22 protein-coding genes and 1 pseudogene are annotated in these 22932 nt (G+C 71.9%); 11 read left to right on the forward strand and 12 right to left on the reverse strand.

The genetic code is table 11. From position 1 onward, the window contains the following. Positions 1-23: 23 nt before the first annotated feature. The gene (locus FNV62_RS24220) at positions 24-218 is read right to left on the reverse strand and encodes a hypothetical protein (RefSeq protein WP_060898774.1); all 195 of its coding nucleotides are present in this window, start codon (positions 216-218) and stop codon (positions 24-26) included. Between the two features lie 418 nt (positions 219-636). Here FNV62_RS24220 and FNV62_RS24225 point away from each other — a divergent pair, with 418 nt between their 5' ends. Continuing rightward, complete coding sequence (locus FNV62_RS24225) at positions 637-2601, forward strand: HelD family protein (RefSeq protein ID WP_375336843.1); 1965 nt, start codon at positions 637-639, stop codon at positions 2599-2601. Positions 2602-2621: 20 nt separating this feature from the next. On the opposite strand, the gene FNV62_RS24230 is transcribed toward FNV62_RS24225, so the two are convergent. Together FNV62_RS24230 and FNV62_RS24235 are read right to left on the reverse strand one after the other, a co-directional pair. Then, positions 2622-3326: a copper homeostasis protein CutC gene (locus FNV62_RS24230; protein ID WP_054235161.1), complete on the reverse strand. Its 705-nt coding sequence runs from the start codon at positions 3324-3326 to the stop codon at positions 2622-2624. A gap of 612 nt (positions 3327-3938) precedes the next feature. Further along, a complete protein-coding gene (locus FNV62_RS24235) occupies positions 3939-4613 on the reverse strand; it encodes a maleylpyruvate isomerase family mycothiol-dependent enzyme (protein WP_143602095.1) in 675 nt (224 codons plus the stop codon). Between the two features lie 46 nt (positions 4614-4659). Between FNV62_RS24235 and FNV62_RS24240 the strand changes: the two genes are divergently transcribed. From FNV62_RS24240 to FNV62_RS24250, 3 genes are read left to right on the forward strand one after another with little or no spacing between them, the layout of a single operon-like run. Beyond that, a complete protein-coding gene (locus tag FNV62_RS24240; protein ID WP_143605460.1) occupies positions 4660-5343 on the forward strand; it encodes a hypothetical protein in 684 nt (227 codons plus the stop codon). A gap of 29 nt (positions 5344-5372) precedes the next feature. After that, positions 5373-6602, forward strand: coding sequence for a Cmx/CmrA family chloramphenicol efflux MFS transporter (locus FNV62_RS24245; RefSeq protein ID WP_143605459.1), 1230 nt, complete (start codon positions 5373-5375; stop codon positions 6600-6602). Between the two features lie 20 nt (positions 6603-6622). Next, positions 6623-7726, forward strand: coding sequence for a GNAT family N-acetyltransferase (locus FNV62_RS24250; protein ID WP_211179010.1), 1104 nt, complete (start codon positions 6623-6625; stop codon positions 7724-7726). Positions 7727-7759: 33 nt separating this feature from the next. On the opposite strand, the gene FNV62_RS24255 is transcribed toward FNV62_RS24250, so the two are convergent. Together FNV62_RS24255 and FNV62_RS24260 are read right to left on the reverse strand one after the other, a co-directional pair. Then, the gene (locus FNV62_RS24255) at positions 7760-8026 is read right to left on the reverse strand and encodes a DUF4031 domain-containing protein (protein WP_054235190.1); all 267 of its coding nucleotides are present in this window, start codon (positions 8024-8026) and stop codon (positions 7760-7762) included. Then, positions 8023-8418 (reverse strand): hypothetical protein, encoded by a 396-nt coding sequence (locus tag FNV62_RS24260; RefSeq protein WP_054235157.1) that lies wholly within the window; start codon positions 8416-8418, stop codon positions 8023-8025. The genes FNV62_RS24255 and FNV62_RS24260 overlap by 4 nt, the downstream gene beginning before the upstream one ends. Positions 8419-8473: 55 nt before the next feature. Here FNV62_RS24260 and FNV62_RS24265 point away from each other — a divergent pair, with 55 nt between their 5' ends. The 4 genes from FNV62_RS24265 (at position 8474) to FNV62_RS24280 (ending at position 12563) form a co-directional block, all read left to right on the forward strand. Further along, the gene (locus tag FNV62_RS24265; RefSeq protein WP_054235156.1) at positions 8474-9397 is read left to right on the forward strand and encodes a MurR/RpiR family transcriptional regulator; all 924 of its coding nucleotides are present in this window, start codon (positions 8474-8476) and stop codon (positions 9395-9397) included. Between the two features lie 130 nt (positions 9398-9527). Continuing rightward, positions 9528-10478 carry an N-acetylmuramic acid 6-phosphate etherase gene (gene murQ / locus FNV62_RS24270; RefSeq protein WP_097285233.1) on the forward strand — a complete coding sequence of 317 codons (951 nt, stop codon included), beginning with the start codon at positions 9528-9530 and terminating at the stop codon, positions 10476-10478. Positions 10479-10494: 16 nt separating this feature from the next. After that, positions 10495-11979: a PTS transporter subunit EIIC gene (locus tag FNV62_RS24275; RefSeq protein WP_143608475.1), complete on the forward strand. Its 1485-nt coding sequence runs from the start codon at positions 10495-10497 to the stop codon at positions 11977-11979. Continuing rightward, positions 11976-12563 carry a hypothetical protein gene (locus tag FNV62_RS24280; protein WP_060897121.1) on the forward strand — a complete coding sequence of 196 codons (588 nt, stop codon included), beginning with the start codon at positions 11976-11978 and terminating at the stop codon, positions 12561-12563. The genes FNV62_RS24275 and FNV62_RS24280 overlap by 4 nt, the downstream gene beginning before the upstream one ends. Positions 12564-12567: 4 nt before the next feature. Here the strand turns inward: FNV62_RS24280 and FNV62_RS24285 are convergent, their stop codons facing one another. From FNV62_RS24285 to FNV62_RS24295, 3 genes and pseudogenes are all read right to left on the reverse strand, one after another. Next, positions 12568-13929, reverse strand: coding sequence for a phosphoribosyltransferase family protein (locus FNV62_RS24285; protein ID WP_143608477.1), 1362 nt, complete (start codon positions 13927-13929; stop codon positions 12568-12570). A gap of 111 nt (positions 13930-14040) precedes the next feature. Continuing rightward, a pseudogene (locus FNV62_RS24290) lies at positions 14041-15181 on the reverse strand (CapA family protein). A gap of 95 nt (positions 15182-15276) precedes the next feature. Further along, positions 15277-15552, reverse strand: a complete 276-nt coding sequence (locus tag FNV62_RS24295; RefSeq protein WP_079090338.1) for a hypothetical protein — start codon at positions 15550-15552, stop codon at positions 15277-15279. A 119-nt stretch (positions 15553-15671) separates the two neighbouring features. Between FNV62_RS24295 and FNV62_RS24300 the strand changes: the two genes are divergently transcribed. Together FNV62_RS24300 and FNV62_RS24305 are read left to right on the forward strand one after the other, a co-directional pair. Then, complete coding sequence (locus FNV62_RS24300) at positions 15672-16511, forward strand: helix-turn-helix domain-containing protein (RefSeq protein ID WP_097289051.1); 840 nt, start codon at positions 15672-15674, stop codon at positions 16509-16511. Then, the gene (locus tag FNV62_RS24305) at positions 16495-16698 is read left to right on the forward strand and encodes a DUF397 domain-containing protein (RefSeq protein WP_097285236.1); all 204 of its coding nucleotides are present in this window, start codon (positions 16495-16497) and stop codon (positions 16696-16698) included. The genes FNV62_RS24300 and FNV62_RS24305 overlap by 17 nt, the downstream gene beginning before the upstream one ends. Here FNV62_RS24305 and FNV62_RS24310 read toward each other — a convergent pair. Further along, on the reverse strand, positions 16695-17045 hold the full coding sequence (locus FNV62_RS24310; protein WP_054235149.1) for a MerR family transcriptional regulator: 351 nt from the start codon (positions 17043-17045) through the stop codon (positions 16695-16697). The genes FNV62_RS24305 and FNV62_RS24310 overlap by 4 nt on opposite strands. A gap of 59 nt (positions 17046-17104) precedes the next feature. Here FNV62_RS24310 and FNV62_RS24315 point away from each other — a divergent pair, with 59 nt between their 5' ends. Continuing rightward, positions 17105-18046: an NAD(P)-dependent oxidoreductase gene (locus FNV62_RS24315; protein ID WP_143627103.1), complete on the forward strand. Its 942-nt coding sequence runs from the start codon at positions 17105-17107 to the stop codon at positions 18044-18046. Between the two features lie 13 nt (positions 18047-18059). On the opposite strand, the gene FNV62_RS24320 is transcribed toward FNV62_RS24315, so the two are convergent. The 3 genes from FNV62_RS24320 to groL all read right to left on the reverse strand — a co-directional run bounded on the left by FNV62_RS24320 (position 18060) and on the right by groL (position 22726). Next, positions 18060-19592: a carboxylesterase/lipase family protein gene (locus FNV62_RS24320; protein WP_143608481.1), complete on the reverse strand. Its 1533-nt coding sequence runs from the start codon at positions 19590-19592 to the stop codon at positions 18060-18062. 196 nt (positions 19593-19788) lie between these two features. Next, positions 19789-20913 carry an NADH:flavin oxidoreductase gene (locus tag FNV62_RS24325; protein ID WP_054235147.1) on the reverse strand — a complete coding sequence of 375 codons (1125 nt, stop codon included), beginning with the start codon at positions 20911-20913 and terminating at the stop codon, positions 19789-19791. A 190-nt stretch (positions 20914-21103) separates the two neighbouring features. After that, complete coding sequence (gene groL, locus FNV62_RS24330; RefSeq protein WP_054235146.1) at positions 21104-22726, reverse strand: chaperonin GroEL; 1623 nt, start codon at positions 22724-22726, stop codon at positions 21104-21106. Positions 22727-22932 lie beyond the last annotated feature (206 nt).

Consider the following 22932-nt stretch of genomic DNA (forward strand, 5'->3'; position numbering starts at 1 on the left):
GACGGTTCACCCCGGCGGACGGCTCACCGGCGTCGTACGCCCGCCTCCTCCTCGTACTCCCCGAGGAGCACCACGCCGAACGCCGCGCCCACGAAGACCTTGACGGCATGCAGGGCGTCGCCGACACGGTGGCGGTGGTGGACGGCGGAGAAGGCGGTCGCGCCACGAGCGGCGGGACCGCGCTGGGAAGGGCCTGGGGTGAAGGTTGCTGCGCTCATGTATCCATGATGGAATGCGCGCCCCCTTATGGCGTCGGCCTATGGACCGAACCTCGGCGACCCCTCGTACGCCTCCAGGCCTCTGTGTGTACGCCTCACGACGGACGGCGACCCCTAGGGATATGGGGGTCGCATCCCTGATACCGCGTATGACGCCGCGAACGGTGCCGCGAGCCGTCCGCGAAAAAGGGTTGGCCCGGACCTCCTCCCCTGACCTAGAATCTCCGCTCTTGCCCGCCTCCCTCGACGGAGTGCCGCTGCCCGGACGGAAACCGGACGGCATCCAACGGCTCGACCGCCGTACCCACTCACACGCAGCAGGTCTTCCGGAGGCACCACGTTGTCCACCCCACCCGCCCAGGACCCCCTCTCCCGCGAGCGTGCCCACCTCGGCTCGTCCCGCGCGGCACTGCGCGCGATGCGCGAGGACGTGGAGAACCTCGACATCACGGACGTCACCGCGAACTGGGTGAACGCCGCGGTCCTCCAGCACCAGATCGACGAGCGGATCAAGGCCCTCGCCGACCTCAGCCACACCCCGCTGTTCTTCGGCCGCCTCGACTATCTGCACGCGCCCGGCGCCGACAAGGCGGAGGGCGCGGAGGGCGAGCGTTTCTACATCGGGCGCCGGCATGTGCACGACGCCGAGGGCGACCCGATGGTCATCGACTGGCGCGCCCCGGTGTCGCAGCCGTTCTACCGGGCCTCGAAGAAGGACCCGATGGACGTCGGACTGCGCCGCCGCTTCGGGTACACCAGCGGCGACCTCACGGCGTACGAGGACGAGCACCTGTCCGACCCCTCCGAGGCCGCGGCGACCAGCAAGCTGCTCCAGCAGGAGATCGAGCGCCCGCGCGTGGGCCCGATGCGGGACATCGTGGCGACCATCCAGCCGGAGCAGGACGAGATCGTACGGGCGGGTCTCGCGGGCTCCGTCTGTGTGCAGGGCGGCCCCGGCACCGGGAAGACGGCCGTCGGCCTGCACCGCGTCGCCTACCTCCTGTACGCCCACCGGGAGCGGCTGGCCCGCACCGGCACCCTGGTCATCGGGCCGAACAAGTCCTTCCTGCACTACATCGAGCAGGTGCTGCCCGCGCTGGGCGAGCTCGAGGTCAAGCAGGCGACGGTCGACGACCTCGTCGCGCATGTGGAGGTACGCGGGACGGACGACGCGACCGCCGCCGTCGTCAAGGGCGACGCCCGGATGGCCGAGGTGCTGCGCCGGGCCGTCCGCTCGCATGTGACGCTCCCGACCGAGGGCGTCGTGGTCGTGCGCGGGTCGCGGCGCTGGCGTGTCCCGGCGTACGAACTCGAGACGATCGTCGGGGAGTTGCTGGACCGCGACATCCGGTACGGCGCCGCCCGCGAGGCCCTTCCGCAGCGGATCGCGCACGCCGTGCTGGTCCAGATGGAACGCTCGGGCGAGGCACCGGACGACCGGGTGCAGGACGCCGTGGCCCGCAACACCGCGGTGAAGGCGGCCGTCAAGGCGATCTGGCCGCCGGTCGACCCCGCCAAGCTGGTCCTTCGCCTGCTCACCGACGCCGACTTCCTGGCCGTCCACGCGGACGGCATCCTCGACGAGGACGAACAGAAGGAGATCCTCTGGTCGAAGCCGGTGCGGTCGGTGAAGTCGGCCAAGTGGTCGCCCGCCGACGCCGTGCTGATCGACGAGGCCACCGATCTCGTCCAGCGCACCCACTCCCTCGGCCATGTCGTGCTCGACGAGGCGCAGGATCTGTCGCCGATGCAGTACCGGGCGGTGGGGCGGCGCTGCACGACGGGTTCGGCGACCGTGCTCGGTGATCTCGCGCAGGGCACGACCCCCTGGGCGACGCGGAGTTGGGACGAGGCGCTCGCGCACCTCGGCAAGGGGGAAGCGGTGATCGAGGAGCTGACCGCCGGTTTCCGCGTCCCCACCGACGTCATCGCCTACGCCTCCCGGCTGCTGCCGCACATCGCGCCGGGCCTGACCCCGGTGGCGTCGGTCCGTGAGAACCCGGGCTTCTTCGAGGTGCGGCCGACGACCGTCGACGAGCAGGTCGTGGACGCCTGCGAGGAGTTGCTGCGCAACGAGGGTTCGGTCGGCCTCATCGCCGCCGACGCCCGGATCCCGGCGCTGACCGAGGTGCTGGCGGCGGCGGGCCTGACGTACCTGGGCCCCGGCGAGGAGACGACGGCTCAGACCCGGCTCACCCTTGTCCCCGCCTCCCTGGCCAAGGGCCTGGAGTACGACTACGTGGTCCTGGACGAGCCGCAGGCCGTGGTCGACGGCGAGCCGGACGAACGGACCGGGCTGCGCCGCCTGTACGTGGCCCTGACCCGAGCGGTCTCGGGCCTGACCGTCACCCACGCGGCCCCGCTGCCGCAGCAACTGGCCTAGGGCCTGCCCTTTGCCGGCCGCTACGCGTCCAGGGCCTGCCGCCACTCCCGTACGGCCGCCACCGCCACCGGCCCGTCCCATCCGCCGGGCCGGGCCGCTCCACCGATGTGGAAGGCGTCGATCCGCGCGGCCCTCAGCCGAGGAACATGATCGAGACGCAGCCCGCCGCCCACCATGATCCGGGGCTCGTAACCGGGTTCGGTGCGGCGGGCGGCCTCGGCGAGGAGGGTCGGGAAACCGTCGTCCACGCCGTCCGGGGAACCCGCCGTGAGGTACGCGTCCAGGCCCGGCAGGTCCGCGAGCTGCTTGCGCAGGGAGTCGCGGTCGGCGGCGCGGTCGATCGCGCGGTGGAACGTCCAGGGGCAGCCGTCCAGTTCCGCGACGATCCGCTCCACGGCGGACAGGTCGGGACCGCCGTGCTCGTCGAGGAAACCGAGCACGAACTCGTCCGCTCCGGCGGCCCGCATCTCCCCCGCGAGCCGTACGAGCGCGTCGACGTCCTTGGCGCCGCCCGCCGCGAAGCCGTCCGCCCGCCTCAGCATCACGCGCAGCGAGATGTCGACGGCGGCGCGGATACCGACGAAGGTCTCCACCGCCGGGGTGAGCCCGTCGGCGGCCATGTCGGTGACCAGCTCCAGCCGGTCGGCGCCTCCGGCCTGGGCGGCGACCGCGTCCTCCACGCCGAGGGCGATCACCTCCAGAACTGCACGCTTGCGCTCGCTCATGGGGCCTCTTCCTCTGGGGCGGCTACAGGTCTAGTCCAATCTCAGGGTACGCCGCGCCGACCGACCCCCGCGAGAAGGCCTCGCCCTTTACCGGGACACATCATCGGGGCTCCGCCCCGAATCCCCGTCCACCCGAATGCGTTCACCTGCGGGACGGCGGTGGCTCGTCGCGCAGTTCCCCGCGCCCCCAAGACGGGGCTCCGCCCCGAATCCCCCGCCCACCCGAATCCGTTCGCCTGCGAGACGGCGGTGGCCGGTCGCGCAGTTCCCCGCGCCCCCAGGCGGGGCTCCGCCCCGATGCCCCGCCCTCGCCGTGTGCTTTGGCTGCGGGACGGTGGGGGCTTGTCGCGCAGTTCCCCGCGCCCCTGGAAGCCTCAGTTTGGTCGGCGTTCGAGGGGTCCCTGTTCTCGGGGGCGACACCCCACCACTCCTCCGGCCCGCATCATTCAGCCCGTCCGGCGTTTGAGGACGAGGCCGTTCAGGCCGAGGGGGGCCGGGGCGCAGCCCCGTGGCCCAGGGGCGCGGGGAACTGCGCGATCGGCCCCCACCGGCCCGCAGCCGACAAACCCACCCGGGGGTCTGGAAAACGCTGGGCGCAATCGTGGCGACGCGTCAGCCGAAGATGTTCAGGTCCCGCTCGGCCGCCCCGGCCAACTCGTACCCCGTGCCGGAAACAGGACGTCCGGCGTACAGCCGGATCAGTGTCGGAGCGTCGCCGATGTAGCGCGCCGGCGGCCGATCCCCCGCCACGCCCCCCAACCGCAACGGCTCGTCCAGATCGTCGAGGTCGGCGTGCACAGGGACATGCCCCCTCTCACGGCTGACGCGCGCGAGCAAGGTCAACGCGTACGGAAGCCCCGCCCCCGCATACGCCCCCGGCTCCCCGAACGCCTCACGCACATCCCCCGCATGCACCCACTCCCCGAGCGCGACCCCGTCCAGCACCCCACCCGCCTCGGCGATAACCACCCCCGCCTCACTCATCCCCCGCTCCAGCTCGTCCACGATCTCCGCCACGGACCAGCCGGTCCGCTCGGCGATGTCACGATCGTTCGCCTCGGGCGAGAACACCCCCTCCTCGAACCGGCTCTCCACCACCCGGGTCAGCGCGGCCCCGCAGTGCGCGAGCACATCCCGCACGGTCCACCCGGGACACGCGGTCGGCAGCCCGAAGTCCTCCCCCGGCCGGGCCCGCAGCAGCGGTATCAGCGCGTCGCGCTCGACGGTCAGCAGCCGCCCCGGCAGCCCGGGATCCCTCGCCTCGTACACGTCAGCAGGAGTCGTCATGCCCTCCACGCTAGGGGCCAAGCAGCCCAAGCGGGAGAATCGACGCATGCCCGACCTCGACGCGCTGCGCACCCGCTGGTCCCATGCCCTCGACGGCGCCCGCTCCCCCGGCGGCCCCGACCCCGTCCCGTACGCGGACAACCTCCTCGCCCGCTGGCAGGAGCCACAGCGCCGCTACCACACCCTCGCGCACCTCACCGCGGTCCTCGACCACATCGACGTACTGGAGGAGTACGCGGACGACCCCGCCCTCGTCCGCCTCGCCGCCTGGTTCCACGACGCCGTCTACCTCCCCGACCGTTCCGAGAACGAGGAGCGCTCCGCCCGCCTCGCCGAACGGGCCCTCCCCGAGGCCGGGGTGAGGGAAGACGAAACAGCCGAGGTCGTGCGTCTTGTCCGGCTCACCGTCACCCACGCCCCGACCGACGACGACCGCAACGGCCAGGTCCTCTGCGACGCCGACCTCGCGATCCTCGCCTCGCTCCCCGACACCTACGCCGCCTACGCCGCCGCCGTCCGCGAGGAGTACGCCTTCGTCCCGGACGAGGCGTTCCGGGCGGGCCGGGCGGCCGTGCTGCGTCAACTCCTCGACCTGCCACGGCTGTTCAGGACGCCGTACGGAACACGGGAGTGGGAGGAGCGGGCCCGGGAGAACCTCCGGCGCGAGCTCGCCCACCTCACCGAAGCCACCCCGGACTCACCGAACCCACCCCGGAAGGCCGCCAAGTGAGCCGCCCCGGTCGGCCGCCCGGCCCCCGCATGCCCCTCGCCGTCCACATCCTCGCCCTCTCCGTCTTCGCCCTCGGGACCAGCGAGTTCATGCTCTCGGGACTCCTGCCGCCCATCGCCGACGACATGGGTGTCACGATTCCGCAGGCGGGTCTGCTCATATCGGCGTTCGCCATAGGCATGGTCGTCGGCGCGCCGCTGCTCGCCGTGGCCACCCTCCGCCTCCCCCGCCGTACCACCCTCGTCTCGCTCATCGCCGTCTTCGGGCTCGGCCAGATCGCCGGCGCGCTGGCGCCGACGTACGCCGTGCTCTTCGCCTCCAGGATCGTCAGCGCCCTCGCCTGTGCGGGCTTCTGGGCGGTGGGCGCGGCGGTGGCGATCGCGATGGTCCCGGTGACCGCCCGGGCCCGCGCGCTCGCGGTGATGATCGGCGGTCTGTCGATCGCGAACGTGCTCGGGGTCCCGGCCGGTGCCTTCCTCGGCGAGCATCTCGGCTGGCGGTCCGCGTTCTGGGCGGTCGGCGCGGCCTCCGCGATCGCCCTGGTCGGGGTCGTCACCCTCATCCCCCGCATCCCGCTCCCCGACGAGAAGCCGCAGCTCAGGCGGGAAGTCTCCATCTACCGTGACGCGCAGGTCCGGCTCACCGTCGCTCTCGTGATGCTCGCCGCGGGCGGCGTCTTCTGCACGTTCAGCTATCTCTCGCCGCTGCTCACGGATGTCGCCGGGCTCGACAAGGGCTGGGTGCCGAGCGTGCTCGCGCTCTTCGGGGTCGGGGCGCTGATCGGTACGACGATCGGCGGGCGGGTCGCCGACGCGCACCTCTTCGGGGTGCTCCTCTCCGGCACCGCGGCCTCGACCACCGTTCTCGTGGCGCTCGCGCTCCTGGGGCAGTACGCGGTCGCGGCCGTGGTTCTCTCCTTCCTCCTCGGCGTCACCTGCTTCTTCACCGCCCCGGCGCTCAATGCCCGGCTCTTCAACCTCGCCGGGGCCGCCCCCACCCTGGCCGGTGCCACCACCACGGCCGCCTTCAACCTCGGCAACACCGGCGGCCCCTGGGTCGGCGGCACGGTCATCGACGCGGGTCTCGGCTACCCGGCGACGGCCTGGGCGGGCGCGGCCATGACGGTGACGGGCCTGGGGGTGGCCGCGGTCTCGCTGCGCCTCCAGCGCCGTACCCGGGCCTCCCGCGTGGTGGTGTCCATGAACAAGAAGGCCGAAAAGGCCGACAGGACCAACAATCCAGTACGTAACGACGTCTGACCGCGCCTATCCTCAGCCGCATGCGATCCATGGGTGGGGACCAGGTGGAGGAAGCCGTCGCGGGGGCCGTCGCGCTGTTGCGGGCGGTGGCCGGGCGGGACTGGGACGGCGTCGGGGCGGGCCGTCTCGAGTGGAGCTGCCGCAGGACCGCCGAGCACATCGCGGACGATCTCCTCGCGTACGCGGGCCAGTTGGCGGGGCGGGCCACCACGGCGTACGTGCCCTTCGAGATCACCTTGGACGACGGTACCGACAACGCGGGCGTCGTCGACGTGATCGAGACGACCGGCGCCCTGCTCGCCGCCGCCGTGCGCACCACGCCGCGCGAGGTGCGTGCCTTCCACCCGTACCCGTTCCGCAGCGCGAACCGCGAGGGCTTCGCCGCGATGGGTGTCACCGAAGTGCTGCTGCACACGCATGACATCGCGCAGGGCCTCGGGGTCGCCTACGAGCCGCCGGCCGAGCTCTGCGCGGACGTCCTCACCCGGATCTTTCCGCACGTCAGGCCGGGGTCCGACCCGTGGCCCACCCTCCTGTGGGCGACCGGCCGCGGCGAGCTGCCCGGTCGCGCCCCGCTCACCGAGTGGCGCTGGAGCAACAACCTGGTGATCGAGGCCGGACGGCTCACGCTCCAAGGCGTCACCCCGGCGGCCGCCGCCGATCTGCGCGCGGGTGGCACCGGCGGCTTCGAGTGGATCGAGGGCGGACCCTTCGACGGCACGCGGGACGCCGCCGGAATGGTCCTGAAGGCCTACGAGAGCGGGGTGCACCGCCCGGAGTGGGGCATGTTCGTGCTCGTACGGACCGAGGACGGCCGGGCGGTCGGCGCGATGGGCTTCCACGGCGCCCCCGACGAGGACGGCCGCGCGGAAGTCGGCTACGACCTCGCCGAGAACGCCCGCGGCCTCGGCTACGCGACCGAGGCCCTGCGCGCCCTGGCCGCCTGGGCCCTCGCCCACGACGAGCTCGACATCCTCTTCGCGGCCATAGAGCGGACCAACGCGCCCTCCCAGCGGGTCATCGCGCGCGCCGGATTCACCCGGGTGAGCGAGGACGAGCAGGAGTACGCGTACGAGCTGCGCGCGCAGGATCCCTCGCTGCGGGTGTACGCCCGTACGGACTGACCTCCGCCCACCGCGGTGGGCGGACCGGTCCTCCTACCGACCGACGTACTTGCGCCGGCGCAGCCCCGCCCCGTACAGCAGCCGCACCACCTCGCGGCTGCTGACCTCCACCGCCCCGGCGCGCACGGCGTCCGCGTACCGGTGGGAGGGCAGGTCGTAGTGATCGCGCTCGAAGGCGCGCGGAGGCACGCCCAAGTCCGCGGCGAACAGGTGCAGTTCGTCGTACGAGACGTCACTGACCAGGTGGGACCAGAGCCGCCCGTGCCCCGGCCAGGCGGGCGGGTCGATGTAGACGGTCACGAAGACGGCGTCTCGCCGGTCGCCGACCCCAGGCATCCCACGGACGCGACCTTCACGCCCGCCTTGTGGCAGACCCAGTGCGGGTCGGGCCCGAGCTCCGGCTCGACGTCGAGGGCGTGCGGGTCGCCCGAGCCGCAGACCGGACACAACGGCCACCGCCCGTACCGCTCCAGCAACGCGTCCTGTACGTCCTGGGCGACGAGCCCGGCCACATAGCCGACGCCCTCCGGCCACTGTTCGACCCACCATCGGCGCTGGACCACCGAGTCCTCGACGAGCGAGACGACATCCGCCTCGGCGACCTCACGCGCGACGAGATCGGCGAGAACGAGGGCGCGCGCCGCGTGCAACGCCTGCTCCAAGGGGCTGACGGGATCGCTGGTGGGGTCCATGCACCCATTGTGCGCACCCTTGACCGCATACCCCAGCAGAAAATATCTTTCACAAGTGACCCACAACGTGAAGGAAATTTTCGCCGGTGAGGCTCCGCCCGCTCCCGCCGCCCTCGCGGCCAAGGTGCGGACGCTTGCCCCGTCGATGACCCGCTCCATGCAACGGGTCGCCGAAGCCGTCGCCGGCGACCCGGCCGGCTGCGCGGCCCTCACGGTCACCGGCCTCGCCGAGCTCACCGGCACCAGCGAGGCCACGGTCGTGCGGACCGCCCGTCTGCTGGGCTATCCCGGCTACCGCGACCTGCGCCTCGCGCTCGCCGGCCTCGCCGCCCAGCAGCAGTCGGGCCGCGCCCCCGCCGTCACCGCGGACATCGCGGTCGACGACCCCATCGCGGACGTCGTCGCGAAACTGGCGTACGACGAGCAGCAGACCCTGGCCGACACCGCGGCGGGGCTCGACACGGTCCAGTTGGGCGCGGCCGTCACCGCGCTCGCCGCCGCCCGCCGGATCGACATCTACGGCGTCGGCGCGTCCGGCCTCGTCGCCCAGGACCTGGCCCAGAAGCTGCTGCGCATCGGACTCATAGCCCACCCGCACAGCGATCCGCACCTCGCCGTCACCAACGCGGTGCAGCTGCGGGCCAAGGACGTGGCGATCGCGATCACCCACTCCGGCTCGACGGGCGACGTCATCGAGCCACTGCGGGTCGCCTTCGAACGCGGGGCGACGACGGTCGCGATCACCGGCCGCCCGGACGGGCCCGTCACGCAGTACGCCGATCACATACTCACCACGTCCACGGCCCGCGAGAGCGAGTTGCGTCCCGCGGCGATGTCGTCGCGCACCAGCCAGTTGCTGGTGGTGGACTGTCTGTTCGTGGGGGTCGCCCAGCGGACGTACGAGACGGCGGCGCCGGCGCTGTCCGCGTCGTACGAGGCGCTGGCGCACCGCCACAGCCCTCGTGGCCGTATGCGGTAACGCTCCGCTGGGAGCCTGTAAGAACTGGATGCCGTCGTCACTCTGCGGGCCCGTTGTGGCTGGTCGCGCAGTTCCCCGCGCCCCTGAGGGGCGCGCCTTCACCACCCAGCACTGGAAAGAGCCGTTCGTCATGACCTCCTCCACCGCCGACGCCTCCTCCAACCACCGCTCCCTGCGGGCCGAGTTGGAGACGTTGACCACTGAGGCGTTCCGTCCCGAGCTGTCCGAGATCGACCGGCTGTCGACGCTGGAGATCGCGAAGATCATGAACGCCGAGGACGCGACCGTGCCGACGGCCGTCGCGACCCAGCTGCCCCGTATCGCCGCCGCGATCGACGCCGTGGCCGAGCGCATGTCCCGCGGCGGCCGGCTGGTCTACGCGGGCGCGGGCACCGCGGGACGCCTCGGCGTGCTGGACGCCTCCGAGTGTCCGCCCACCTTCAACACCGACCCGTCCGAGGTCGTGGGCCTGATCGCGGGCGGCCCGAGCGCCATGGTCACCTCGGTCGAGGGCGCCGAGGACTCCAAGGAGCTGGCCGAGGCCGACCTGAAGGAGCTCTCCCTGACCCCCGACGACACGGTGGTCGGCGTCTCCGCCTCCGGCCGCACCCCGTACGCCGTCGGCGCGGTCGAACACGCCCGCGCACGCGGCGCGTTGACGATCGGCCTGTCCTGCAACGCGCACAGCGCGCTGGCCGCCGCGGCCGAGCACGGCATCGAGATCGTCGTCGGGCCCGAGCTGCTGACCGGCTCGACCCGCCTCAAGGCGGGCACGGCGCAGAAACTCGTCCTGAACATGCTCTCGACGATCACGATGATCCGTCTCGGCAAGACGTACGGGAACCTGATGGTCGACGTCCGCGCCTCGAACGAGAAGCTGCGGGCCCGCTCCCGCCGTATCGTCGCCCTCGCGACCGGCGCCTCGGACGAGGAGATCGAACAGGCCCTCGCGGCCACCGACGGCGAGGTGAAGAACGCCATCCTCACCATCCTCGGCGGCGTGGACGGGCCCACGGCGGCCCGCCTTCTGGAGGAGAGCGACGGCCATCTGCGCGCGGCGCTCGCCGCATCGACGGGCTGACCAGCACCCTCGTGGAGTGCGCACAACGAACGACCTCACCCCCCATGCCGCCACCGCCGCCGCGATCCTCCCCCTGGTCGGCGGCGCCGCGAACGTCACCTCCGTCGCCCACTGCATGACCCGCCTGCGCCTGGGCCTGCGGGACCGGACCCTCGTACGCGAGGACGCTCTCAGGTCCCTGCCCGCCGTACTGGGCGTGGTCACGGACGACGACAGCTACCAGATCGTCCTGGGGCCGGGCACGGTCGCACGGGTGACCCCCGAGTTCGAGGCGCTCGTCGCCGGCACGGCCGGTGCCCTGGTCACCGGCACGGCCGACGCGCTGGCCGCACGCGGCGCCGAGTGGAAGGCGGCCCGGCAACAGCGCAACGCGACCCCCCTCAAACTCCTCCTGCGCCGGATCGCGAACATCTTCGTCCCCCTGATCCCCGCCCTGATCGGCTGCGGAGTCATCGCGGGCCTGGGCGGCCTGCTGGTCAATCTGGGGTGGCTCCCCTCCCTCACCCCCGCCCTCGCGGCGATCGCCTCCGGCTTCATGGCCCTGATCGCGGTGTTCGTCGGCCACAACACGGCGAAGGAGTTCGGCGGCACCCCGGTCCTGGGCGGGGCGGTGGCGGCGATCGTCGTGTACGCGGGGGTCGCGAAGGTGACGGCCTTCGGCATGACCCTGGCGCCGGGGCAGGGCGGGGTACTCGGCGCACTGGCCGCCGCGCTCCTGGGAACGTACGTGGAGAAGTGGTGCCGCCGCTGGGTTCCCGAAGCCCTCGACGTCCTCGTCACCCCCACCCTCACCGTCCTGATCACCGGCCTGGTGACGCTCTACGTCCTGATGTACACGGCAGGCGAGCTGTCGACGGCCGTCGGGACGGGCGCGAACTGGCTCCTCGACCACACGGGCGTCTTCGCGGGCCTGGTCCTGGGCGGCCTCTTCCTCCCCCTGGTGATGTTGGGCCTGCACCAGGCCCTGATCCCGCTGCACACCACCCTCATCCAGCAGCAGGGCTACACGGTCCTGCTCCCCGTCCTGGCGATGGCGGGCGCCGGGCAGGTCGGCGCGGCACTCGCGGTCTACGTCCGCCTCCACCACGACCAGTCCCTCCGTACGACGATCAGGTCGGCGCTCCCCGCGGGCCTCCTGGGCGTCGGCGAACCCCTGATCTACGGCGTCTCGCTCCCCCTCGGCCGCCCCTTCGTCACCGCCTGCGCGGGCGGCGCGGCGGGCGGCGCCTTCGTCGGCTTCTTCTCGATGCTCGGCGACAAGATCGGCTCCACGGCGATCGGCCCCTCGGGCTGGGCGCTGTTCCCCCTGCTCAAGGGCACGGGCGGACTGGCCCTGACGGCGGCGATCTACGCGGGCGGACTGCTGACGGGGTACGTGGTGGGGTTCGCGGCGACGTACTTCTTCGGCCTCGGGAGGACGGTCGGGGGCACTGTCAGTGGTGTGTGCGATTCTTCGAAGGAGGGGCAGGACACCGACCTGGGAGGGAATCCACCACCGTGAACCACGCACAGCTGACCGCCCTCGGCCGCGCCCTGCGCGTGCTCGGCGAGCACGGCGACGCGCTGAACGCCGACACGCCCGACGCGAAGCTGCACGAGGTGAAGGCCGACCTGAAGCGGGCGCTGGACCTGCTGGAGGAGACGGTGACGACGGCGGTGCCCACGACGCGCTGCGCCGAGCACCCCAGTGGCCCGGTGGACGAGGGCGCCGTCGACCTCTGCCTGCTCTGTGAGACACGGCGACGCACCGCACGCCGCACCGAGGTCAACGACGCCTTCCCGCAGGGCCGCCCCAGCGGCGCCGACGACGCACCCGAGCGCACGATGTCCCGGTACGGCGTGCGGGCCGACCGCCCCCAGCCCCAGCAGCGCTGGCTGCCGGAGGTGTGGACCGGCCAGGCGTGGCAGCTGTGCGGCACCCCGCGACGCGACCGCGTCGAGGCGGAGCGGTATCTCGCCGCGGAGCGCCGCACCCCGCGCCCCGGCATGGCCTACCGCCTGGTCCACGAGTTCACGGACTACGAGGTGCTGCGCATCTGGGGCACACCGGTGAAGGTGGACATCGAGCCGATGGGCAACCTGTAGCCGGTCACCCGCGGGCTCCCGCGCTCGGGACGGCAGAGGCGAGATGCCCGGTGAACCACTCCGTGGCCAGCTCGGTGACCGATTCCAGGGTGCCGGGTTCCTCGAAGAGATGGGTGGCACCGGGGACGACTGCCAGCCGATGCTCACAGCTCAGGCGCGCCGCGGCCTGCCGGTTGAGGTCCAGTACGACGTGGTCACGGCCCCCGACGACGAGCAGCGTCGGAGCCTTCACCTCCGGCAGCCTGGCGCCGGCCAGATCCGGCCTGCCCCCGCGGGAGACGACTGCCGCGACGTCCGCCGCCGGCTCCGCCGCGGCCCACAGCGCGGCGGCGGCGCCCGTGCTGGCACCGAAGTAACCGAACGCCATGCCCTCGATGCCGGGCTGCTCACGCAGCCATTCGGTCGCCTGGATCAGGCGGCGGGCGAGCAGCGCCGTGTCGAACACGTTGTCCCGGTTCACCGCCTCGGCCTCGGTGAGCAGATCGAACAGAAGGGTGCCGAGACCGGCGCGGTTCAGCCCGGTGGCGACGAAGCGGTTGCGTGGACTCTTCCTGCTGCTGCCGCTGCCGTGGGCGAAGAGGACGACCCCGGGGGCGCCGCGGGGAACCGTCAGCCGCCCGTCGAGCGCGGCGCCCGTGGCCGGTATCCGGACCTCCCCGTCATAGGGCAGGGGAGCGTCCTCCGGGGAGGCACTGCCCGCGGCGGCCTGCGGTGCGTCGGACCTGGCGTGCACCGCGCGGTTGTGCTCCAGACAGGCGATGACCTCCTCGTCGCTCGTCTGCCCGAAGTCCGTGTAGAACTGGCCGATCGCGTAGAACAGCCGGGGGGTGTGCAGACAGACGCCTTCGTCCGCCGCGCCTCCGAGGCGGGCCGACCAGTCGTGCGGCGCCACGGGAACCGCCAGCACGATCCGCGACGCGCCGCGGGCGCGCGCGATCCGGCAGGCCGCGAGCGCCGTGGAGCCGGTCGCCAGCCCGTCGTCCACCACCAGGACCGTCCGGCCCTCGTACCGGGCCGGCTGCCGCTCGCCCCGGTAGTGGCGGGCCCGCTGCTGCAGGACGCCACGCTCGTGTTCCTCCACCGCCGCCAGGGCACGGTCCGTCACACCCGTCCCCCGCAGCACCTCTTCGTTGATGACACGGACGCCTTCCTCGCCGATGGCGCCCATGGCCAGCTCCGGCTGGAAGGGCACCCCCAGCTTGCGCACGAGGCAGACGTCGAGCGGAGCGCCGAGAGCCTCGGCGACCTGCGCGGCGACCGGGACGCCGCCGCGGGGAAGTCCCACGACCACGAGGTCCTGGCCCTTGAGGTGGTGCAGCCGGGCGGCGAGCTGCCGGCCCGCGTCGATTCGATCAGCGAAGTACATGGTCGCCTCCCGGGTGAGGTGAGCTCCTCGGGTCCCGAGTGAAGTCCGGTCCGCACTGCAGGGCGGACAATCAATTCCGGAGGAAAAGTCCGTTCCGTCCGGACAAGTCCATTATGGAGCGCCGCCACTCGCGGCTCCCAGGGCCGGCCGGACGGTGAGGGTGCCGTCCGGGTCGAGGTCGACCCGTGAGCCGTAGGACCGGCTGATCCGGCTCAGAACGTCCCGTACCCACCGCGAGTCCTCGACCGTCGCACGCTCCAGCCGCATCCGCCGGGACCGCATCGGGACGACGCGCACGTGGTCGAACCTGCCGTCCTCCGGGTCCACGGTGACGAAGTACAGCAACCGGAGATCGTCCCGGTACTCCTCGTAGCCGCCGATGCCCTCGTAGTCGTTGATCAGGTCGCCGCAGCCGTGGGTGATGAGTTTTCCCCGGTACGACTCCAACGGCCGCGGATGGTGCGAGGAGTGCCCGTGCACGACGTCCGCGCCGCCGTCGACGAGCGCATGGCCGAAAGCGGACCTGGTCACGCGGGACGAGGTAGCCCCAGTTGGAACCCCAGTGGACCGAGACGACCACGATGTCGCCCGGCCGCTTGGCCGGACGCAGCCGGGTCGCGATCCCGGCCGCGGCGGCGTCCGACGGCTCGGCGACGAAGTCGACCCCGCTGCGCTGCGCCGTGGCGGCCCAGCCACGGGGTATGCCACTGGAGGCCACCCCCACGGAGAAGACCAGGACGCGCCGGCCGCCTGTGACGGGGACGATCGCGGGACGCCGGGCCTCGTCGGCGTCCCGCCCCGCTCCCGGCGCACGAAGACCCGCGTCCGCCAGGACGTCGAGGGTCTCCTCCAGCCCGCGGCGGCCGTAGTCCAGCACATGGTTGTTGGCCAGGGCACAGGCGTGCGGACCTGCGGCGGCGAGGGCGGGCAGGTTGGCCTGGTGCATCCGGTAGTGGATCTCTTTGCCGGGCGCGGCCTCGTCGTTGCGCGTGACGGCGGTCTCCAGGTTGAGGATCCTGGCGTCGGGGGCCACCGCGGCGAGCACGTCCAGCGCGTCGCCCCAGGGCCAGGTGAAGCCGGCCGGACGGGGAATCACGCCGTTCGCCGCCTCGGCCAGCTCCACATAGGCGCGGGCGTCCTTGACGTACGACTCCCGCAGCTTCGGATCGCCGGGGTGCGGAAGGATCTGGTCGACTCCCCGGCCGAGCATCACATCACCGGCCAGGAACAGTGTGACGAGGCCACCGCCCATGTCTCCAGGCTAGGACCTGTAGCCGGACACCGTCGCGATCCACTTGACGAAGTCGCCCGGGTCGTTGTCCGCGCCGTGGCCGGCCACCACCACGGTCACCCTGGCGTACCGGTCCGCGATCTCGCACGCTCGGACTCCCGGTTGGCCTCCCTGACCCGCGCCCGCAGCGCCTCCTCCGGCGCGCACGCACGCAACACGTCCGCCAGCCGCACCGCGGTACGCACGTTGCACCGCCCGAGCGCGACCAGCGCGAACGGCTCCTCGCTCGCACCGGTCACCGGATCGACCCGCAGCGAGGGCAGAACGATGCCGACGCCTTCCAGGGCCGCCCGGAGTTGTGCCACCACTTCTTCTGTCGACGTCGCGTCCATGATCCCGCCTTCTCCACTCTGAGTGTCCATGTTCACCACACAGAGTGGCCAACCTGCCTCTAACCTGGCCAGAGACGGCGTCCCAACAACCCAGCGTGTGTGACAGGGAGTTGTTGTCCATGGCAGGCCCGAAGGATCTCGACCCCTCCTCGTCCCCCCGTGCCCTTCTGGGCGCCGAGCTGCGCCACGCCCGCGAGAAGGCGGGCCTCAGCCAGGAGGAGCTGGGCGGGCGGCTGTTCGTCAGCGGCTCGTTCATCGGCCAGTTGGAGGCGGGCACGCGGCGGATGCAGCCGGAGTACGCGCGGATGCTTGACGAGGTCCTGGGTATGGAGGACTTCTTCACGCGCAACTGCGGCGCGTCGGCGAAGTCTCGTTATCCGGAACACTTCGCTGAGGCGGTGGAAGCGGAGGCGAGCGCGACGGCCATTCGCCACTACCACTCGACGCTCATCCCCGGGTTGTTGCAGACGGCCGACTATGCGCGGGCCGTCTTCCGCGCGTACCGGCCGACGGCACCGGACGAGGTGATCGACGAACTGGTGGCGGCCCGGCTGGCGCGGGCCCTCATCCTCGACAGTCCAACAAAGCCCCTGTTGTGGGCGGTGATTGACGAGGCAGCACTGCGCCGCGAGACGGGTGGGGCTGTGGTGATGGCACAGGCCCTTCGTCACGTCGCCGACCTGGCTCGCCGCAATGGGGCGATCGTGCAGGTGCTGCCGTTCAGCGCAGGTGCGCACGCGGCCATGGAGGGCGCCCTGAAGCTGATGGACTTCGAGGGCGCCCCTCCCCTCGTCTATTTCGACTGCGTCGGCAGTGGACGGCTCGAGGACGACCCCGCCACCGTCGCGCACCACAGGTTCACCTACGAGCTCCTCACGGCTTCCGCGCTCTCCCCGGAGAAGTCCCTGGCCCTGATCGAGGAGCTGGCGCAGGATTACCAGCATGACGAGCAACCCTGACCACAAGCTGAGCACAGCCACTTGGCACAAGTCGAGCTACAGCGGCGGCAGCGGCGGAGACTGCCTCGAAGTCGCCTCCGGTCACCCCACCCTCATCCCCGTCCGAGACTCCAAGAACCCCCTCGGCCCGACACTCACGTTCCGGGCCGAGGCATGGACGGCCTTCGTCGCGGAGCTCAAGCGCTAGAGAGGGCGGCCGACGAGGGAGTCGAGGATGTCACGCGCGGCGGTCAGGTCGTCGATCGCCGCCGTGATCCGCCCGCGCTCCCGCCCGAGTCCTTCGAGGAGCTCCGGGCACTTGCCCGCCAGGACGACGGTGTCGTCCTCCACGCAGGGCACGATCTCCGCGATGACGGACGTGCCGAGTCCGGCGGAGAGCAGGACCCGGACGCGCCGCACGGTCATCACGTCCCGCTCGCCGTACTCCCGGTATCCGCTCGGCAGTCTGGTCGGCGACAACAGCCCCTGCTCCTCGTAGTAGCGCAGGGCTCGCGGGCTCGCGCCCGTACGCCGCGATAGCTCACCGATCCTCATGAGGCCGAGTCCAACAGGGACTTGACTCTCACGTCAACGTGAATGTCTAGCGTCGAAGCATGACCTCATCCACGCAGGACACCCCCCGGCCGTACCCCGATCCGTCAGCCCCGTCCGCCCCGCCCGCTCCTGTCACCGTCCTCGGCCTCGGCCCGATGGGCCGCGCCCTGGCCTCCGCCTTCCTGGCGGCAGGTCACCCGGTGACGGTGTGGAACCGCACGCCCGGCCGGGCCGGCGAGCTGCCCGACCGGGGTGCCGCCGTCGCCGGGTCGGTGGCGGACGCGGTGGGTGCCGGGCGGGTGGTCGTCGCCTGCCTGCGGGACTACGACGCCGTACGAGCGGTGCTGGGGCCGGTCGCGCCGACGCGCTGGGAGGGGCGCCTGCTCACCAACCTCACCAGCGGGGAGCCGGCCCGAGCCCGCTCGATGGCGCACTGGGCCACCGCGCACGGCATCCGCTACCTGGACGGCGCGATCCTCACCCCGACCCAGGTCGTCGGCACGGCGGCCACCGCCGTCCTCTACAGCGGGGCGCACGAGGTGCACGAGGCCGTACGGGACACGATGGCCGCCGTGGGCGGCACCGGTACGTATCTCGGTGCCGATCCCGGCCGGGCGGCGGCATACGAGGTGGCGCTCCTCGACCTGTTCACCACGTCGGTGTACGGCGTCGCCCACTCCTTCGCGCTCGCCTCGGCCGAGGGCGTCGCACCCGACGACCTCGCCCCGTTCGCCATCGGGATCAGCGGTCTGCTGTCCGAGATGATCCCGCGATTCGCCGGTCAGCTCCGCACCGGCGACTACCCCGGTGAGCGCTCCACGATCGCCTCCGCGGCGACGACGATCGCCCACCTGATCGACGCGGCCACCGCCCACGGCCTGGAGGTGGGCGCGCTGACCGCGGCGAAGGACGCCGCCGACCGAGCCGTCGCCGCCGGCCACGGACCGGACGGACTCCCACGCCTGGCCACGGTCCTGCGCACCGGGAAGCCGGCGGGTTGACGTGCCCGAGCCCTCAGCCCAACGGCAGCGCCCCGAAGTCGTGGTGCTCCCAGAGGCGGCGCGAGGTCTCGTGCGGGTACGGGGTGACCGCGGAGTCCGTGTCGAAGACCTGGATCGGCCGCCGCTCGGTGTCGTACGGGGGCCAGCCCGGGTCTCCGGTCGTGGCAAACGCCGTCCAGGCCGTGCGGAAGCGGGACGACAGGGCCTCGGCCTCCGGGGACGACCCGACCCCGGCGAACAGCATCAGGCCGAGGTCGGCGGCGAAGGTTCCGAACAGCAGCGGTATGTCGAGGCCGTGGCAGGCACCCAGCGCGCCTCCGTAGGCGGGCGCGGGCCAGGCCAGCTCGTAGACGTGCGCGCGGCCACCGCCCGCGATCTGCGCCTCGGCCAAGCGCAACGAGGGCATACGGAACAGCGCGTCGGAGTGCACCCACTCGTAGAGCTCCTCGGGAGAGGCGTCGGGGAAGGCGGCGCGGTAGGCCCGCTCGCCGTCAGCCCCTGAGCCCGGCCCCGGTCCGAAGGTGCGCAGTGCAGCCGTCGCCTGCGCGTCCGTGATCGTCCCGAGTTGGCCGCCCAGCGCGGCGAACAGCCGGTACTCGTTCCGTGTGTGCCCGACGACCAGTTCCACGTCCCGTGCCGAGCCGGCCGCCAGCGCCTGCCAGGGGGCGGTCGGCAGCACCTCTCCGTCGACGACGGGCGAGAAGGCGGTCAGCGTGTGGGCGACCATGCCCCATCTGTCCTCGAACTCCCGCATCCTGGGCCCCAACGCCTCGCCCACGGCGGTCAGTCGGCGGGGATCCACCGAGGACAGGTCGGCGGCCGTCGGGCGCAGGCCCGCCTCTGCGGCGATGGCGGCGGCGATGTCGCGGGCGAGGTCCTCGGAGAAGAAGGGGCCGGGCACGCTCTGCGCGATCGCCCGACCGAACAGCCCGGCCGCGCCGGGCATGGCCAGCAGCGAGGCGACGGACCCGGCGCCCGCGGACTCGCCGAAGACGGTGACCCGGCCGGGGTCGCCGCCGAAGGCCGCGATGTTCTCCCGCACCCATTCCAGGGCCGCGACCTGGTCGAGCAGCCCCCGGTTGGCGGGGGCTCCGTCGATCCGGGCGAAACCCTCCACGCCGAGGCGGTAGTTGAGGGTGACGACGACCAGGTCGCCGTCGCGGGCGATGCGGCGGGCGTCGTATCCGGGGCTGCCGGAGTGGCCGAGCTTGTAGGCGCCGCCGTAGATCCAGACCATCACCGGACGGCGGGCGGCCGGGTCCGGGTCGGGCGTCCAGACGTTCACGGTCAGCCAGTCGTCGCCCATCGGGGCGTCGATCACCCCGGTACGGCCCTGGAATCCCGACTCCTGCGGGGGCGGCGGCCCGAAGGCGAACGCGTCGCGGGTGCCGCCCCAGGCGGCCACCGGACGCGGGGCGGCGAACCGCGCTTCCCCCACCGGCGGTTCGGCGAACGGAATGCCCCGGAAGACCGTCAGCCCGTCCTCCCGGCGACCACGCACCGCACCGGCGTGGGTACGCACCACGCTCGCTCCTGCTGACGTCACGACGGCTCCCTGGGTACGGGCGGAACGGAACGGGCCCTTGGGGGAACAGCGTGCTACGAAACAGCCAGGCGATCACCCCCCGGGGATGGGGAGGGTGATCGCCTGGCTGCGATTTCGGACAGGTCGGGTCACATCCGGTCCGATCCGGTCGGGCCGGGTCCGGACGAGGTCAGGTCCCGCCCGGTCGACCCGAGGTTCAGCTGAGCGAGCTCAGCGCCTTCGGGTCGTACGACCCCAGCTCCTCGAGCCGTCCGTCCAGGACCTTCGCCGCCCACTCCGGGTCCTGGAGGAGGGCGCGGCCCACGGCGACGAGGTCGAACTCGTCGCGCTCCAGGCGGTCGAGGAGGTTGTCGAGGGAGGCCACCTTGGAGCTCTCGCCCATGAAGGCCTTGATGAAGTCGCCGTCGAGGCCGACCGAGCCGACGGTGATGGTGGGCTTGCCCGTGAGCTTCTTGGTCCAGCCCGCGAGGTTCAGGTCGGAGCCGTCGAACTCGGGGAGCCAGTAGCGGCGGGTGGAGGCGTGGAAGGCGTCGACGCCGGCGGCGGCGAGCGGGGTCAGGATGGCCTCCAGCTCCTCCGGGGTCTCGGCGAGCCGGGCGTCGTAGTTGTCCGACTTCCACTGCGAGTAGCGGAAGAGGACGGGGAAGTCGGCCGAGACCGAGTCACGGACCGCGGCGACGATCTCCGCCGCGAACTTCGTACGGGCGACGGGGTCACCGCCGTAGGCGTCCGTACGCCTGTTGGTGCCCGCCCACAGGAACTGGTCGAGCAGATAGCCGTGCGCGCCGTGCAGTTCGACGCCGTCGAAGCCGATGCGCTCGGCGGTGGCGGCGGCCTCGGCGAACGCCGCGATGACCTCGTCCAGGTCGGTCTGGGTCATGGCCTTGCCGGTGCCCTCGGTGCCGTCGAGACGGATGCCGGAGGGGCCGACCGCGGGGGCGTCGGCGTACGGCGGCTTCCCCGCCTTGCGCACCATGCCGATGTGCCACAGCTGCGGAACGATCGTGCCGCCCGCCGCGTGCACCGCGTCGGCGACCTTCGTCCAGCCCGCGAGCTGCTCCGCGCCGTGGAAGCGCGGGACGCGGTCGCTCTCGCCCGCCGAGTCGTGGCCGACGTACGTGCCCTCGGTGACGATGAGGCCCACGCCCGCGGCGGCGCGGCGGGCGTAGTACCCGGCCACGTCCTCACCGGGGACGCCGCCCGGGGAGAACTGCCGGGTCATCGGTGCCATCGCGATCCGGTTCGGGACGGTCAGGCCGTTCAGCGAGACAGGGCGGGAGAGGATCTCGGCCGCGCGGGAGGCGGGGGCAGTCGTAGACACGTGTGGGGGCTCCTCGGGTACCGGATGGTATGTGCGTATGCATCGATGGTGCGTCAACCACAACTCTCCGGCCGTTCATGTCATTCCGGCCGCCCGGCATCCCGCCCTGTGACCCCGGACACGCCCGAGGGCGGTACCCCCTGTTTCCAGGGAGTACCGCCCTCGGCAGGAAAACCGATCCTCGGAAGGATCAGAAGTCCATGTCACCGCCCGGCATGCCGCCCGGAGCGGCCGCGGAGGCCTTCTCCGGCTTGTCGGCGATGACGGCCTCGGTGGTCAGGAACAGCGCGGCGATGGAAGCGGCGTTCTGCAGGGCAGAGCGCGTCACCTTCGCCGGGTCGATGATGCCTTCGGCGATCATGTCGACGTACTCACCGGTCGCGGCGTTCAGGCCGTGGCCGACGGGCAGGTTGCGCACCTTCTCGACGATGACGCCACCCTCGAGACCACCGTTGACGGCGATCTGCTTGAGCGGGGCCTCCAGGGCGAGCCGCACGGCGTTGGCGCCGGTCGCCTCGTCACCCGAGAGCTCGAGCTTCTCGAAGACCGAGGAGGCCTGGATGAGGGCCACGCCACCACCGGCGACGATGCCCTCCTCGACGGCCGCCTTCGCGTTGCGAACGGCGTCCTCGATGCGGTGCTTGCGCTCCTTGAGCTCGACCTCGGTGGCGGCACCGGCCTTGATGACGGCCACGCCGCCGGCCAGCTTCGCCAGGCGCTCCTGGAGCTTCTCGCGGTCGTAGTCCGAGTCGGAGTTCTCGATCTCGGCACGGATCTGGTTGACCCGGCCCTGGACCTGGTCGGCGGAGCCGGAGCCGTCCACGATCGTGGTCTCGTCCTTGGTGATGACGACCTTGCGGGCACGGCCCAGCAGGTCCAGACCCGCGTTCTCCAGCTTGAGGCCGACCTCCTCGGAGATGACCTCGCCGCCCGTGAGGATGGCGATGTCGCCGAGCATGGCCTTGCGGCGGTCACCGAAGCCCGGAGCCTTGACGGCGACGGACTTGAAGGTGCCACGGATCTTGTTGACGACCAGGGTCGACAGGGCCTCGCCCTCGACGTCCTCGGCGATGATCAGCAGCGGCTTGCCGGACTGCATGACCTTCTCGAGGAGCGGCAGCAGGTCCTTGACGTTGCTGATCTTCGAGTTGGCGATCAGGATGTACGGGTCGTCGAGGACGGCCTCCATACGCTCCATGTCGGTGGCGAAGTACGCCGAGATGTAGCCCTTGTCGAAGCGCATACCCTCGGTGAGCTCAAGCTCCAGACCGAAGGTCTGGGACTCCTCGACGGTGATGACGCCTTCCTTGCCGACCTTGTCCATCGCCTCGGCGATGAGCTCGCCGATCTGGGTGTCGGCGGCGGAGATGGAGGCCGTGGAAGCGATCTGCTCCTTGGTCTCGACATCCTTGGCCTGCTCAAGGAGGGCACCGGAGACGGCCTCGACGGCCTTCTCGATACCACGCTTGAGAGCCATCGGGTTGGCGCCGGCGGCTACGTTGCGCAGGCCCTCGCGGACGAGCGCCTGGGCGAGAACGGTCGCCGTGGTCGTACCGTCACCGGCGACGTCGTCCGTCTTCTTGGCGACTTCCTTGACCAGCTCGGCGCCGATCTTCTCGTACGGGTCCTCGAGCTCGATCTCCTTGGCGATGGAAACACCATCGTTGGTGATCGTGGGGGCGCCCCACTTCTTCTCGAGGACGACGTTGCGGCCCTTGGGGCCAAGGGTGACCTTGACGGCGTCGGCGAGCTGGTTCATCCCGCGCTCGAGACCGCGCCGTGCCTCCTCGTCGAACGCGATGATCTTGGCCATGTGAAGTGGTCCTCCCGGACTGGGGTGGATTGCTCCGGACCGCGCTGGCGCCCGCGACGGACGGCCTGCCTGCCCCGTGGTTCCTTGCACCACCTGGCCTGCGGGCCTCACCGACCCGGTCCTTCGTTATCACTCTCACCTTCAGAGTGCTAACGCCAATGATTAGCACTCGCCCCTGCCGAGTGCAAGCGCCTTCCCTTGATCCG

The sequence above is a fragment of the Streptomyces sp. RLB3-17 genome (genome assembly GCF_007113425.2).
Taxonomy (GTDB): domain Bacteria; phylum Actinomycetota; class Actinomycetes; order Streptomycetales; family Streptomycetaceae; genus Streptomyces; species Streptomyces mirabilis_D.

Coding starts and splice junctions, on each gene's coding strand:
- FNV62_RS24250 (WP_211179010.1), top strand. CDS start 6,623: ATGCGATCCATGGGTGGGGACCAGGTGGAGGAAGCCGTCGCGGGGGCC.
- FNV62_RS24225 (WP_375336843.1), top strand. CDS start 637: ATGCGCGAGGACGTGGAGAACCTCGACATCACGGACGTCACCGCGAAC.
- murQ (WP_097285233.1), top strand. CDS start 9,528: ATGACCTCCTCCACCGCCGACGCCTCCTCCAACCACCGCTCCCTGCGG.
- FNV62_RS24235 (WP_143602095.1), bottom strand. CDS start 4,613: ATGACGACTCCTGCTGACGTGTACGAGGCGAGGGATCCCGGGCTGCCG.
- FNV62_RS24315 (WP_143627103.1), top strand. CDS start 17,105: ATGACCTCATCCACGCAGGACACCCCCCGGCCGTACCCCGATCCGTCA.
- FNV62_RS24305 (WP_097285236.1), top strand. CDS start 16,495: ATGACGAGCAACCCTGACCACAAGCTGAGCACAGCCACTTGGCACAAG.
- FNV62_RS24220 (WP_060898774.1), bottom strand. CDS start 218: ATGAGCGCAGCAACCTTCACCCCAGGCCCTTCCCAGCGCGGTCCCGCC.
- FNV62_RS24260 (WP_054235157.1), bottom strand. CDS start 8,418: ATGGACCCCACCAGCGATCCCGTCAGCCCCTTGGAGCAGGCGTTGCAC.
- FNV62_RS24240 (WP_143605460.1), top strand. CDS start 4,660: ATGCCCGACCTCGACGCGCTGCGCACCCGCTGGTCCCATGCCCTCGAC.
- FNV62_RS24295 (WP_079090338.1), bottom strand. CDS start 15,552: ATGGACGCGACGTCGACAGAAGAAGTGGTGGCACAACTCCGGGCGGCC.
- FNV62_RS24230 (WP_054235161.1), bottom strand. CDS start 3,326: ATGAGCGAGCGCAAGCGTGCAGTTCTGGAGGTGATCGCCCTCGGCGTG.
- FNV62_RS24300 (WP_097289051.1), top strand. CDS start 15,672: ATGGCAGGCCCGAAGGATCTCGACCCCTCCTCGTCCCCCCGTGCCCTT.
- FNV62_RS24310 (WP_054235149.1), bottom strand. CDS start 17,045: ATGAGGATCGGTGAGCTATCGCGGCGTACGGGCGCGAGCCCGCGAGCC.
- FNV62_RS24285 (WP_143608477.1), bottom strand. CDS start 13,929: ATGTACTTCGCTGATCGAATCGACGCGGGCCGGCAGCTCGCCGCCCGG.
- FNV62_RS24245 (WP_143605459.1), top strand. CDS start 5,373: ATGCCCCTCGCCGTCCACATCCTCGCCCTCTCCGTCTTCGCCCTCGGG.
- groL (WP_054235146.1), bottom strand. CDS start 22,726: ATGGCCAAGATCATCGCGTTCGACGAGGAGGCACGGCGCGGTCTCGAG.